Annotated in this window: 11 protein-coding genes; 7 read left to right on the top strand and 4 right to left on the bottom strand. The window is 41.3% G+C overall.

Annotated features, from left to right (window positions below):
* Positions 1-232: 232 nt before the first annotated feature.
* From Q0486_RS13520 to Q0486_RS13505, 4 genes are all read left to right on the top strand, one after another.
* Positions 233-1,168 carry a DnaJ C-terminal domain-containing protein gene (locus tag Q0486_RS13520; protein ID WP_299234396.1) on the top strand — a complete coding sequence of 312 codons (936 nt, stop codon included), beginning with the start codon at positions 233-235 and terminating at the stop codon, positions 1,166-1,168.
* Positions 1,169-1,295: 127 nt separating this feature from the next.
* On the top strand, positions 1,296-2,810 hold the full coding sequence (gpmI, locus tag Q0486_RS13515; RefSeq protein ID WP_287678355.1) for a 2,3-bisphosphoglycerate-independent phosphoglycerate mutase: 1,515 nt from the start codon (positions 1,296-1,298) through the stop codon (positions 2,808-2,810).
* A 97-nt stretch (positions 2,811-2,907) separates the two neighbouring features.
* Positions 2,908-3,621, top strand: coding sequence for a hypothetical protein (locus tag Q0486_RS13510; RefSeq protein ID WP_299234391.1), 714 nt, complete (start codon positions 2,908-2,910; stop codon positions 3,619-3,621).
* A gap of 82 nt (positions 3,622-3,703) precedes the next feature.
* On the top strand, positions 3,704-4,285 hold the full coding sequence (locus tag Q0486_RS13505) for a DUF3109 family protein (RefSeq protein ID WP_299234389.1): 582 nt from the start codon (positions 3,704-3,706) through the stop codon (positions 4,283-4,285).
* A 115-nt stretch (positions 4,286-4,400) separates the two neighbouring features.
* Here Q0486_RS13505 and Q0486_RS13500 read toward each other — a convergent pair whose 3' ends face one another.
* Genes Q0486_RS13500 through Q0486_RS13490 form a run of 3 tightly spaced genes read right to left on the bottom strand, consistent with a single transcriptional unit; the run spans position 4,401 to position 9,666 of the window.
* Positions 4,401-6,116, bottom strand: a complete 1,716-nt coding sequence (locus Q0486_RS13500) for an outer membrane beta-barrel protein (protein WP_299234385.1) — start codon at positions 6,114-6,116, stop codon at positions 4,401-4,403.
* Between the two features lie 5 nt (positions 6,117-6,121).
* Positions 6,122-9,130 carry a tetratricopeptide repeat protein gene (locus Q0486_RS13495; RefSeq protein WP_299234383.1) on the bottom strand — a complete coding sequence of 1,003 codons (3,009 nt, stop codon included), beginning with the start codon at positions 9,128-9,130 and terminating at the stop codon, positions 6,122-6,124.
* A gap of 11 nt (positions 9,131-9,141) precedes the next feature.
* Positions 9,142-9,666, bottom strand: coding sequence for an NUDIX domain-containing protein (locus Q0486_RS13490; RefSeq protein ID WP_299234381.1), 525 nt, complete (start codon positions 9,664-9,666; stop codon positions 9,142-9,144).
* 273 nt (positions 9,667-9,939) lie between these two features.
* Between Q0486_RS13490 and Q0486_RS13485 the strand changes: the two genes are divergently transcribed.
* The 3 genes from Q0486_RS13485 to cysK all read left to right on the top strand — a co-directional run bounded on the left by Q0486_RS13485 (position 9,940) and on the right by cysK (position 11,759).
* A complete protein-coding gene (locus Q0486_RS13485) occupies positions 9,940-10,401 on the top strand; it encodes an Lrp/AsnC ligand binding domain-containing protein (RefSeq protein WP_235337466.1) in 462 nt (153 codons plus the stop codon).
* A gap of 2 nt (positions 10,402-10,403) precedes the next feature.
* A complete protein-coding gene (locus tag Q0486_RS13480; RefSeq protein WP_299234378.1) occupies positions 10,404-10,733 on the top strand; it encodes a DUF4491 family protein in 330 nt (109 codons plus the stop codon).
* Positions 10,734-10,826: 93 nt separating this feature from the next.
* Positions 10,827-11,759 carry a cysteine synthase A gene (cysK, locus tag Q0486_RS13475; protein ID WP_299234375.1) on the top strand — a complete coding sequence of 311 codons (933 nt, stop codon included), beginning with the start codon at positions 10,827-10,829 and terminating at the stop codon, positions 11,757-11,759.
* A gap of 239 nt (positions 11,760-11,998) precedes the next feature.
* Here the strand turns inward: cysK and Q0486_RS13470 are convergent, their stop codons facing one another.
* Positions 11,999-13,429: a glycoside hydrolase family 28 protein gene (locus Q0486_RS13470; protein WP_299234371.1), complete on the bottom strand. Its 1,431-nt coding sequence runs from the start codon at positions 13,427-13,429 to the stop codon at positions 11,999-12,001.
* Positions 13,430-13,934 lie beyond the last annotated feature (505 nt).

Raw genomic sequence — 13,934 nt, 5'->3', positions numbered from 1 at the left:
CTCTGTTTGTATAAGACAACAACTTCAAAACAAGCTTATGAGAACTTGAAATCGCCTTCATATATTCTATAAATACAACTTATATTTATATATCAATAGATTGTAGTTTTATATATATAACTTGTATTTATAAAAACAAAGGTTGTATTTATAGAATATGTAAGGTCGTTTACAAGAATTTCCGGGCATAAAAACATTAATAAACCACCAACTTAAAAAAAACTCAAAATATATGGCTTTTATAGATTATTACAAAGTATTGGGCGTAGAACGTAATGCCTCGCAAGATGATATCAAGAAAGCCTATCGTAAGATGGCCAGAAAGTATCATCCTGACCTGAACAAAGACGACCCTAACGCCAAAGACAAGTTTCAGGAGATAAACGAAGCTAACGAGGTTTTGAGCGATCCTGAAAAAAGAAAGAAATACGACGAATACGGCGAACACTGGAAACATGCCGACGAATTCAAGGCCGAACGTGAAGCATACCAGAGAGCACAGGAAAGAGGCGGACAGTCCGCTTACTGGTACTCCGTGAATGGCGACGATTTCATGGGCGGATTCGGAAGAGGAAACGCAAGCGGATTCTCCGATTTCTTCGAACAGCTGTTCGGACATGGAGCCTCAGCGGGCAGAAGCGGAAGAAGTTACAACATGATGAGCCGTGGAGGTGATATAGAAGCACAAATGAATCTTTCACTCCGTGAGGCAGCCGTCACGCACAAACAGACTTTCAGCGTGAACGGCGAGAACCTTCGTATAACCATACCTGCAGGTATCGCCGACGGACAAATGATAAAGCTGAAAGGTCACGGCGAGAAAGGCAGCAACGGAGCACCTGACGGCGACCTTTACATCACCTTCCAGATAGCTCCGGACCCAGAGTTCAAACGTGAGGGTGACGACCTGTTCACAGATGTCGATATAGACCTTTACACAGCCGTCCTTGGAGGAAGCGTTAACGTCAAAACCATAGACGGAATGGTCAAACTGAAAGTAAATCCGGGCACTCAGAACGACACAAAAGTCAGACTGCGTGGCAAAGGATTCCCTATTTATAAGAAAGAAGGTACATTCGGCGATTTGATAGTAACATATCATGTAGATATACCTACATCTTTAAGCGAAAAGCAGAAAGAACTGTTCACACAGTTGAAAAATAGTTGATGATAAAGCTACAGCCTCAATCCGGCATATTAAAAATACTCAAAACATTCGCTCAAAAAGCAGATATTTTGTACTTTTGCAGCCGGAAAACAAATTGGATTTCAAACTTCTAAAACATATTACAATTATGGCAAAGAAAGCACTTTTAATGATCCTCGACGGATGGGGCTGCGGCGACCATCACAAAGACGATGTAATCTTTAACACTCCTACTCCTTATTGGGACAGCCTGTTGGCTAACTACCCTCACTCACAGTTGCAGGCAAGCGGCGAAAACGTAGGTCTTCCTGACGGACAGATGGGTAACTCAGAAGTTGGTCACCTCAACATCGGTGCCGGACGCATCGTTTATCAGGATTTGGTGAAAATCAACCGTGCTTGTGCCGACGGAAGCATCATGCAGAACCCTGAAGTTGTTTCTGCCTTCACATACGCTAAGGAAAACGGTAAGAACATCCACTTCATGGGTCTTACTTCAAACGGTGGTGTACACTCTTCACTTGACCACCTGTTCCGCCTTTGTGACATCGCTAAAGAATACGGTATCGAAAATACTTTCATCCACTGCTTCATGGACGGTCGTGACACAGACCCTAAGAGCGGTAAAGGATTTATCGAAGAACTTACTGCACACTGCGCTAAATCAGCAGGTAAAATCGCTTCTATCGTAGGTCGTTTCTATGCAATGGACCGCGACAAACGTTGGGAACGTGTGAAAGAAGCTTACGACTTGCTCGTCAACGGTACTGGCAAGAAAGCTACAGACATGGTTCAGGCTATGCAGGAATCATACGATGAAGGTGTTACTGACGAATTCATCAAACCTATCTCTAACGCTAACTTCGACGGTACTATCAAGGAAGGCGACGTAGTTATCTTCTTCAACTACCGTAACGACCGTGCTAAAGAGCTTACTATCGTTCTTACTCAGCAGGATATGCCTGAAGCTGGTATGAAGACTATCCCAGGACTTCAGTACTACTGTATGACTCCATACGATGCTTCATTCAAAGGTGTACACATCCTCTTCCCTAAGGAAAACGTACAGAACACTCTTGGCGAATACCTCGCTGCAAACGGAAAGACTCAGCTTCACATCGCTGAAACAGAAAAGTATGCACACGTTACATTCTTCTTCAACGGTGGACGTGAAACTCCGTACGACAACGAAGACCGTATCCTGGTTCCTTCTCCAAAAGTTGCCACTTACGACCTGAAGCCTGAAATGAGCGCTTACGAAGTTAAGGACAAACTGGTAGAAGCTATCAACACTCAGAAATACGACTTCATCGTTGTTAACTACGCTAACGGTGACATGGTAGGTCACACCGGTATCTACGAAGCTATCGAAAAGGCTGTTGTTGCTATCGACAACTGCGTGAAAGATACAGTAGAAGCTGCTAAGGCTAACGACTACGAAGTAATCATCATCGCTGACCACGGAAACGCTGACCACGCATTGAACGAAGACGGAACTCCTAACACTGCTCACTCACTTAACCCTGTTCCATTTGTTTACGTAACAGCAAACAAGGACGCTAAGGTTGAAAACGGTGTATTGGCAGACGTTGCTCCTTCTATCCTTCACATCTTGGGTATGGCTCAGCCAGCTGATATGACAGGAAAAGACCTGATTAAGTAATCTTTCAGAATAGATTAAAGATACAAACAAAAGCACAGACAGCATATGGACAGGAATCCTATGAGGTCTGTGCTTTTTTTATAACAGTAAGTTCATAATGAAAAAATTTTGGAAATATATGGCAGCTGTTCTGAAAGGATGGCGTATAGGCGACTATCTGCGTCAGTTCAGCATCGTGGCAGCCGGCGTTATAGTAACCTTTTGGGGAAGTGACCTGATAAGCACTCATTCCAGAGAAAAAGAAATACGTTCGGTCATGCAGCTCATCAGGCAGGAACTGGCAAACAACTATGAAGAGTTGAAACATACTCGTTCGATGATAGAAGCCGATATCCGCATGAGCAGGATGCTGAAAGAGGCAAATATGGAACTGGAAGCCATACCTGCGGATACAATAGAAAAATATTGGGAATTTTTCTCATCATCTGCTGCTCTGAATGTTGATACAGACGCGCTTGAAGTACTGAAAGGCTCACAGCTGATGCAACATATCAATGACAAGCAGATGCTACAGGATTTGTTACAGACATATGGTTATATAGAACGTATGAGAAAAGATATCTCCGATTATTACAATCTGAAGAATAATGCTATTATGAGATGTATTGAGAGTCTTGACAAACAGAGTATCAAGAAATACATGTTCAATAACACTAGTGTATATCAAGGATTTTATGCTTTCCAGATGGAGCATCCAGTTTTTCTTTCATTCGTAAGTACAGTGGAAGGATATTGCGACTGGAACCGTTTCAACCGTATCGACAGTCTTTTGAAAAAAGAAATCAATCTGTTGCACGAACGTTTTGACTGAAACGAGACTGCATCACATGTGACATACAGATAATTCCCTCTTTTTTCTTAACTTTGCATCCGAATTTCAAAGAAATAATAATATGGTTCAGATAGATGATGTAGTAGTAAGCCTCGACGTATTCCGCGAGAAGTTCCTTTGCAATCTTGATGCCTGTAAGGGAGAATGCTGTATAGAAGGTGATGCCGGCGCACCAGTAGAGCTCGACGAGGTAGAAAAACTGGAAGAAGTACTTCCAGTGATATGGGATGATCTTTCGCCTGAAGCACGTGCGGTTATAGATAAACAGGGAGTAGTTTATACTGACCAGGACGGTGACCTGGTGACTTCCATCGTAAACGGCAAAGATTGTGTTTTCACATGTTACGACGAGAAAGGCTACTGTTATTGCGCAATAGAAAAAGCCTATCGCGAAGGCAAATGTAATTTCTACAAACCGATATCTTGTCATCTGTATCCTATCAGAATAGGCGATTACGGTCCTTTCAAGGCTGTAAACTATCACAGATGGGACGTATGTAAGGCTGCGGTTCTGCTTGGAAAGAAAGAAAATCTGCCGGTTTATAAATTTCTGAAAGAACCTTTGATAAGAAAGTTCGGTCAGGCATGGTATGATGAATTGGAGAATGTGGCAGAGGAACTGAAGAAACAGAAGTTGATATAATATTATTCATAAAACATTTATCCCCTGTTTAGAAACTGTTTAGCAAGTACTTGCCAAACAGTTTCTAAACAGGGGATAAACAATTATTAAACAGTGATTATTCTATCAGAATTTATCAGAAATTCAGACTCACTCCCGCCATTACATTAAAGCCCTGAACAGGATATCCGCTTTCTGTCACATAATTTTTGTTCAACAGATTATTCAATTTCAGGAATACATTCACCCTGTCATTGAACAGATATTCTGCACCTAAATTCAATTCATTCACTGCATCAGCCTTTATACCCAAAGTTTTTTTACGACCTTCGTAATTATATTGCACCATTGCATGGAAGCCCTTGAACACCTTGGCACGGGCATTAAATCCGATACTATAAAGTGGCTTCAACCATAACAGATGCTCCATTTCCTTCTGAACATTCCAGCTGTAGAAATTACCGTTAAGACCAAAGTCTAGCATATCTCTGAAAGAATAATCAACAGAAAGACCAGCATATGCCACACGCGCCTTTGCCTGTGCTATTCCATTATAAATACCTCCTCCAACTGCATAAGGCATAGAGAAAAGTTCATTTCTCGTCTCACGATATCCTCCATATATTCCTAAGCCGAAACCCGCAACCGGCGATGCCTTTAAACCGAGTTTTGCATCATACGGAGTGTATGAAGTATTAAGCTGTATTGGCTGAACCCAGAACGGAGAGAAACCGTTTATTGTTCCGAAATCATTCAGACGTGTATTACCCGTAACATGAACATAAAGCACATAATTGTCGGCAAATGTATAATCAAACTTTACATCCGGCGAAAGTTTCAGTCCACCATCGTTCGAAATCTGGAAATCCACATTCACTCCGGCAGTAAAAGATACAGATTCTGTACTTACCGAATAATAAGGACGAAGCTTTATCAGTGAATAGTTGCTGAACGACTTGTCATAGAACACATTGTCCATACCCAATAATACACCTACATCCTGTCTGTCATCAATCCCAGCTGAAATATATCCTTGAGTATGTACTACACTCTCCGACATGCTTCCCGGAATATATATGCCATGTTTGCGGTTGAACATCTTATATCCTGTCTGTAAACCGAATTCTACTGGAAGAGCGTCTTTTACAGAAGATACACCTACATATCCACCACCTGACATGAACAACTGATGTCCGAACGAAGGTACATCTGTTTTTTCTTCAGTCTGTGATGATGACGCTGACAACTGTACATCAGGCATATAGCTGAATACCTGCGATGCAAAATCACCGCCTACATACATGCTCACCTTATCGAAATCGTGACTATATTTAAGCGAAGCACCTGTACGGAAGAAACGATGCTTCCACACCTTGTCGTAATTAAGAGTCGGTATATCCGTCACCGGATCAAAATCATATCCCGCATCAATATTACCTGAATAGCCATGGAATGTAGCCATTACATCCAGGACATCCCTGTCGGTGATATTCCACAAATACGAGCCTTTAAAATCAGTATTGTTTCTGTTTCCGTAAGCCAGACGCACGTAACCTCTTCTGACCTTATCCTCTGTAACCTCCCTGTTCATAACATCCATGTGATAAACAGGAAACTTGTTCAACTGATGTACTGACGATGCGTAATTAATCTGTGTTTTCGCCACAGCCGGTTCTTCTATCTTTGGCAATACATTCACCTTGAATGCGTCCATCACCTCAGGATTATACTGGTTCTCTACCACCACCGTACGGTTTACGGTAGAGTCATTCTTCTGTTGCTGTTGTGCCGCCACATTAGTCAGTGTGACAAGTCCGGCACATATCAAAATCTGTTTTCTATATTTCTTCATTGTCGTTACTGGTTAAGTTTAGCCAATCTGGTTTCTATCATTTCCGCTATGTCATCGTCTGCCTGATAGTTCTGCTGCAGAGACAACAGATACTGTTTTGCATCCAGTTTGCGTCCAAGTTTCACATACACATCACTCAACAGCACAAAACTTCTTGCAAGCCAGTAGGCGTGCGGTGTACTTACCTCGATATATTGCAGTATTTCCTTCTCGGCTGCCTCAGTCTTTCCTTCATCGAAGTAAATTTGCGCCACCAGATATTTGGCTTCGGCACCATATACATTTCTAGTATCTCCTGCAAGGGCTTTCAGGTCAGCAAGAGCTTCATTGCTCTGTCCGTTCTTGATGAACGCCTTTGCTCTGTAGTATCTTGCCTCGTTTTCCAGTTCAGGAGCAAGCTTGCTGTGGGCCAACATTGCCGATGCGGCACTGATAGTTTCGTTTGTATCTCCAGCCATATATGCGCTGCGCAAAGAACCGGTCTGTGCCTGAAGACGTTCTTCCTGGTTTCCGGCACGGTCAGCCAAGCGTTTATAAAGTTCCAATGAACGGCTATATTCTTTACCGTTGTAAGCCATCTGCGCGCACAGAGTCATAGCCTCAGTAGAGAATTTGCTGTCAGGATATTCCAGGACCTTGTTCAAATGTGATGTAGCTCCAGAGTAATCCTTTTCGTTATATGCTATGATACCTAGATAATATGATGCGTTCACACTGAAGGCTCCCTGCGGGAACGACTGCAGATAAGACGTAAAGCTACTCTTGGCCTCAGCAATGTTTCCACGCATATACGCACGTTCGGCAGCTGTATATGTCAGTGAGTCGCGTTCATTTACATCAAAGTTTGCACCACCCGGCAGAGACGAAGCATACGACATATATTCGTCCACCTTATTAATATCTATATATACAGATTTCAGGTCACGCTGTGCCATTCTAGCCTCTTCACTTCCAGGATAATCTGCAATAACCTTTTTATAAGCGGAAATAGCTTCATTGAATTTGTCATTCTGATAATATAGCAATGCTATCTCGCTTGCCGCCTTACGTGCCAGCTGGCTTTCAGGCCATTTTTCAACCAGAATCTTATATCGTTCTATAGCATTGTCTGCCATCTCCATCTGCACAAAGGCACGTCCCTGTTCGTACAATGCATCATCAATGTATTGTGATGAAGGATATTTCGAAAGAAGAGTATTAAGGGTCTCAATCTTTCCTGCATAGTCACGCTGTAATCCCTTTACAAAAGCCTCCTGGAACAAAGAGTAGTCACCGTATGAAGGTTCTATAGATACAGCCTTGGCATATTGTGCACGTGCCTCATCAAAACGGCGTGCATAGAAATAGCAGTCACCGGCACGGTTGCACGCGTCACCTCTCACCGAAGCATCTATTGCAGCATCCGTATCTGCACATCTCACGAACCATGTCAGAGCCTTATCGTAATTTTTCTGTTTGAACGATGTATATCCCATATTGTAAAGAGCAAGACCATATTCCATACTCTTCCTGTTAGTGGCAAACTCCATATACTGGCGATAGTCTGCAGCAGCTTGGGCAAACCTGTCAAGTCGGTATTTTGCTTCGCCACGCCAGAAATATGCATCAGCCTTTGTCTGTGCATTATATCTGCCCAGCTGCAATGACTGTGTGAAATAGTCGATGGCATTTTCGAACGAAGCCTGCGCAAAAGCCTGCGTACCTACGCGGAACAGAAGTTTCTGTTTTGCTTCCAGAATTCTGCTTCCGGGCTGGCTGATTTTGGCTATGGATTTCAAAGCTGCCATATAGCTGCGGGTGTTCATATATACCTCGATAAGATAATCATTCACCTTATCGGTATATTGCGAATGTGGAAATTCATTAAGGAAACGTTCGAACACCGTAACAGATTCTGCAAACGGAGAATACGATGTTTCATGAATACACAGGGCATAGTTATAAAGAGCCTGCTCCTTTATCTGCATATTACGGTTGGATGCAGCCGCCTGCTCGAAAGCCATTCGCGCCTGGTTGCGTTCTTTCAGGTTCAGATACGCAAGTCCCATGTGCAGATAAGCATTCTGCGACATGTCATCATCCGCACCTGTCACTCTTCCCAGATTTTCTGCAGCTTCAGAATAAACCTGAGTATTGAAATAACTCATACCCAGCTTATACAGAGCATTACGCTGCGGATTAGAAGCCTCGTTACAATAAGGAGAAAGATAATTCACAGCAGCTGTATAATCCATCTGCGAGTAAGCAGCCTCACCCGCTATTCTCTTCATTTCAAGCGATTTTTCATTTCCGGGATAGTCATTAAGATACTTTAGAGCCATATTCCTTGCTGCTGCATAATCACCTGTGATAAGACTGATGTCTGCCATATAATATGGAGCAAGTTCCGCATAGTTCTTATTATCCTTTACAGAAGAAAAGCCTTTCATCGCAGAATCGTATCTTCCTGCCGAATAGTCTATATAAGCCAGACTGTATGTAGCATCATCCGAATATTTCGTGCCGGCCTCTTTCAACACCGTGAGCCATGCAGTAGCTTCCTCTGTATTTCCTATCTCAAGATAAGACTGCGCCAGACGATAGACATTATCGTCTCGTTCCTCATTTCCCAAAACATCGAAATCACAACCTCTGTAACATGCAATGGCTTTCAGGTATTCCTTATCAAAAAAATAAGAAGATGCGATAAGAGCCTGTACCCTATTCTTGTATCTTGACTCAGGATGATTTTCCAGATATGTCTCAAGTCTCTTGATGCGGTCCGGCAGGCACAACTCGTATGCAGTACATGCCAGCATATACTCGGCCTCATCCACAAACTCCGCACAATTACCCGAATCCATATAGCGCATCAATGTCTGTCGGGCAGCAGCATAATCATGACGCATAAACAGTTGTTTTCCATCGTTGAACAGCCTGCTCTGACCTGTCAACGGTTCAGTCTGCTGCGCACCTGCCACAATCGGCATAGTCATCAACAGACCGGCTATAAATGCGTTTCCTTTATTCTTCATAAATATATAAGTTATCTATTGTATTCATTTATAAAACGTTCCACTCCCTTGCGTACAGAATCCAGTCCGAAGTCCAGAGGATTTATCTTATCCAAAGGCATCCAGAAAGTCTCTGCCACGTCGTCCATGGCTTCCAAAACAGAATCATTCTCTACCCTGCATAGGAAAAACATATCCATGGTGTGTACAAGAAAACCTGAGTAAAGATATGTATTCGGATATGAGAACAGATACTCTGCCTTCACCACATCAAGCCCTGTCTCTTCCTTCACTTCACGCGCAACTCCTTCTTCCGCCGTCTCAAACATATCAATAAATCCTCCGGACAGGTCAAGAGTCCCTTTGGCAGGATCTTTCGCACGTCGGCACACCAAAAGTTCATTTTTGGAATTAAGGATGAAAGCTACAGTTGCCGCACTGGAGTTGAAATAATACACAAAGCCACAGTCGGCACATTTTTTCGATTTGAAATTGTGTTCCTCAAAATGCGGAGAACCGCATACCGGACAATATTTGAACAGATGTAAAGGGTGCATAGTCACACAAGTTAAGTTACAGTGGCAAAGTTAACAGAAATAATGATAATATGTTACATTTCTGACATAAAGAACAATTTACAACAAAGTTATGTTTATATCATTTAGTCAGTTTATGAAAGTTTTACAGAACAAAACTATAAAAAATATTGTTATTAAGTGGTAATATTGCTCTTTTCATTAAAAAAATAATGTTTTTTTGAATGAAATATCGAAATAATAAAAAAGTTTTTCTACATTTGCTTACAAAATGACATAACAAAACATACTATTATGGAAAAGATTGATAAATTAGACAAACAAATTCTGGAAATTATCTCTCAGAACGCGCGTATTCCTTTCAAAGACGTAGCAGCAGAATGTGGAGTATCACGTGCAGCAATTCATCAGCGCGTACAACGACTGATTGATCTGGGCGTAATTATCGGTTCAGGATACAATGTAAATCCTAAGAGTTTGGGTTACATGACATGTACATACGTTGGTATCAAACTTGAAAAAGGCTCAATGTACAAAAGCGTTGTAGCAGAACTGAATAAGATTCCTGAAATCGTGGAATGTCACTTCACTACAGGTCCTTACACAATGCTTACAAAGCTATATTCTACAGACAACGAGCATCTGATGGATTTATTGAACTCACGTATTCAGGAAATTCCTGGTGTTACTGCCACTGAAACACTGATTTCATTGGAACAGAGTATCAAGAAAGAAATTCCTATTCATCTGGATTAATAATGGGGATTATTGCCGGACTTAATGCAGGAGGTATAATCATAGGTCTTTGCACATTCCTGATAATAGGCTTTTTCCATCCGGTTGTGGTCAAAGCGGAATATTATTGGGGTACAAAGTGCTGGTGGATATTTCTACTGCTTGGAATATTAGGAATAGCAGGTTCTGTTATGACTGACAATATCCTTGTTTCCACTCTTCTTGGAGTATTCTCATTCTCGTCTTTCTGGACTATAAAGGAACTTTTCGAACAGAGAGAAAGAGTTTTGAAAGGATGGTTTCCGATGAATCCCAAAAGAAAAGAGGAATACAAAACAGACTCTGACAAATAGAGCCATAACAAAACACCATATATAGAGTTCATGGATTTCGAAAAGGAATACATGAACTTTTTTTTCATCTTTTTTCGACAAAAACTTACAATCATGCAAAACATCAAAAACAATCTGACAGAGCTTATCGGCAACACTCCGATGCTCAGACTGAACAATATGGAGAAGACTTACAATTCTGAAGCTTCAGTAACAGCAAAACTTGAGATGTTCAACCCGGGAGGAAGCGCAAAGGACAGGATCGCACTCAACATGATAAACGATGCCGAGGAAAAAGGAATACTCAAGCCGGGAGCTACTATTATAGAACCTACAAGCGGAAACACCGGTGTAGGACTGGCATGGATAGCCGGACTGAAAGGTTACAAACTGATACTCACAATGCCTGAAACCATGAGCCGCGAAAGACAGCTCCTGCTTAAAGCATACGGAGCAGAACTTGTGCTTACCACCGGAAGCAAAGGAATGGGAGGCGCAATAGAAAAAGCGAAGGTACTGAATTCAGAAATTGAAGATTCGGTCATTCTGCAACAGTTCTGCAACCCGGCAAACCCCGAGGCACATTATAATACTACAGCTGAAGAGATATGGAAAGACACTGATGGCAATATAGACGTCTTCGTGGCAGGAGTCGGCACAGGAGGAACCATAAGCGGAACAGGCCGAAAGCTGAAAGAAAAGAATCCGGCTATAGAACTGATAGCCGTAGAACCAGACTCATCGGCAGTAATTTCAGGCGACAAACCGGGTCCCCACAAAATTCAGGGTATAGGTGCCGGCTTCATTCCTGATACACTTGACATAAAGATTATTGACAAAGTATATCGTGTAGCGAACGATGACGCGATGGCAACAGCACGCGAGCTTGCAAATAAAGAAGGAATACTTTGCGGAATATCATCGGGAGCAGCCGCATACGCAGCAATGAAACTTTCGCAGGAAAGCAGATACAAAGGAAAGAACATTGTAGTACTACTGCCGGATACAGGAGAAAGATACCTCTCTACAGAACTTTTCGACAGATAAAGAAAAAGGTGTGTCATAACTAAGTCCAATACAAACAAACTTTCAATTCCAAAACTTAAAAGAAACGGATCTATATTATCAAAAACCAACTTAATACGATTCTTTCAAGGTATTAATGTATATGAACTATATCTTTTATAGTATCTATTTATTCTTGACACACCTTTTTTATTCTACAGATTCCAATGAATAAAAAGACAAAGGATCTATGCCTTCTTTAAATCGAACGAATGAATTTATCATTCAACTTTATAAACAACACTGCCATCAGTAAAAGGAACTATTTTTTCTTTAGGAACATACGATTTCCAGGTGATATTATGGGTGTTCAAATCAACAACATTTTCTACAAGGCTTACAAACTTATCCACGTTCTCAACCTGAATATTTCTTAGATTTACCAATCTGATAGGCAAATGCGAATCCCCCCGAAGCTCATATATAGTACCCGTATTCTTTGAACGGATATTCTGGATATTGATGTTATATATCTTCGTATAACGTGTTTCATAAGTAGGAACAATATTACGCCACTGATACATAACGTCCGTATAGATTCCAACAATTCGAGTCGCATTTTCCGTTTCAATACCATCTACATATATGTTTTCTACAAACCCACCTCTCCTATGATTTGTTTTTATTTGCACAACATACAAAACAGAGCTGGGAGCTTTAATATCTGTCATATAAATATTACGTACACCACCCGAAAGTTCACTTCCTATACCCAGCAAAGAATGTCCTTTCACAATAGTACAATTACGTATAACAACATTTTCGGTTGGCATATTGGTGCGCCATGCATCCCTGTTTCGCCCTGATTTGATTACCACAGCATCATCGCCCTGGTCGAAGGTACAATTCTCCACCAAGAAGTTCTTAGACATTTCGATATCAATACCATCATTGTTGTGTCCATGAGCATATACATCCATATTACGGACTATGCCATCCTCGCACATAAACATGTGTATTGTCCAGAAAGGACTTTCCCTGATTTTGAAGCCATCCAATAAAACATGCTTGCAACGGTTAAACTGAATCAGATGCGGGCGAAAGTTATTCTCTCTTTCAGCCATTTGACGTTTTTCAACCGGCACATCCGTAGCCCCCATAGCATAAAGTTGTTTAGAAGCCTCAATGTGAGCAGGCGGACGTTTGAACCAAGTTTTCCATGTCTCCATCTGTGGTTTTAATGTACCTTTGCCAGTAATTGCTATATTCTCACATTCCAACGCATATATTAATGGAGAATAATTATAGCATTCTATTCCTTCCCATGTGGTCATTACAGCTGGCAAGTAGGCTTTCGGATCATCAACAAAGCTTAATACCGCATTTTCCTCCAAGACCAAATTCACATTACTCTTGAAGTGTATAGGGCCCGTTATCCAAGTTCCGGCAGGAACAATGACAGAGCCACCTCCCATCTTACTGCAAACTTCAATAGTTTTATTGATAGCTTCCGTATTAATCTTCTTACCATCAGATTTTGCACCATACTTCCTGATGTTGAACGAACGATCCGGAAATACAAATGTTTTAATGGCCGGCATCGGGAAAGGTGCCTCAACTTTTGTTTCTTGATAAGTCTGTGCATTTAAAGGCAATGAACCCAAACAGAAAACAAGCACAATAACAAGAGCATAATGTAATGTATTATTCATGGTATTTTAATTAATTAGTGTCCCGTTAAAAATGGGACGAGTTAAAAATTAATCAAACAGCCCGGAATAAGGGGGAAATAAAGATCTTTGATATCATTGAAATCAGTCTTTTTACCGAACAGATTATGCAATTAAGTTTTATTCGTCCATGAGATGCTAAGACTCTACAAGACGTTTCTTCTTCATGTAACGTTGAAGAATAGCCACAATACAATATGTGATAACATTTATCATCTTGGCATTCTACTGCTAAGTTGTAAAATCAAGTCCGTTTGATTTCAAAAAAACATACAATGACTATATTCCAATAATTTCAAAGAACTATCCACCCACTTTTACGGGATAGTAGTGAACGAATCATAGATTAAAATTTCTCTGCCTGTTACGCTGATTACTTTTCTACAGATAATAAAAAATTAAGCCTCACTAATGCGAGGCTTAATTTCTGATGTGGGCGTTGACGGATTCGAACCGCCGACCCTCTGCTTGTAAGGCAGATGCTCTG

It is taken from the genome of uncultured Bacteroides sp., assembly GCF_937912035.1.
Taxonomy (GTDB): domain Bacteria; phylum Bacteroidota; class Bacteroidia; order Bacteroidales; family Bacteroidaceae; genus Phocaeicola.
The sequence above is the reverse complement of the archived record's forward strand: the minus strand, read 5'-3'. Positions and strand labels throughout refer to the sequence as shown.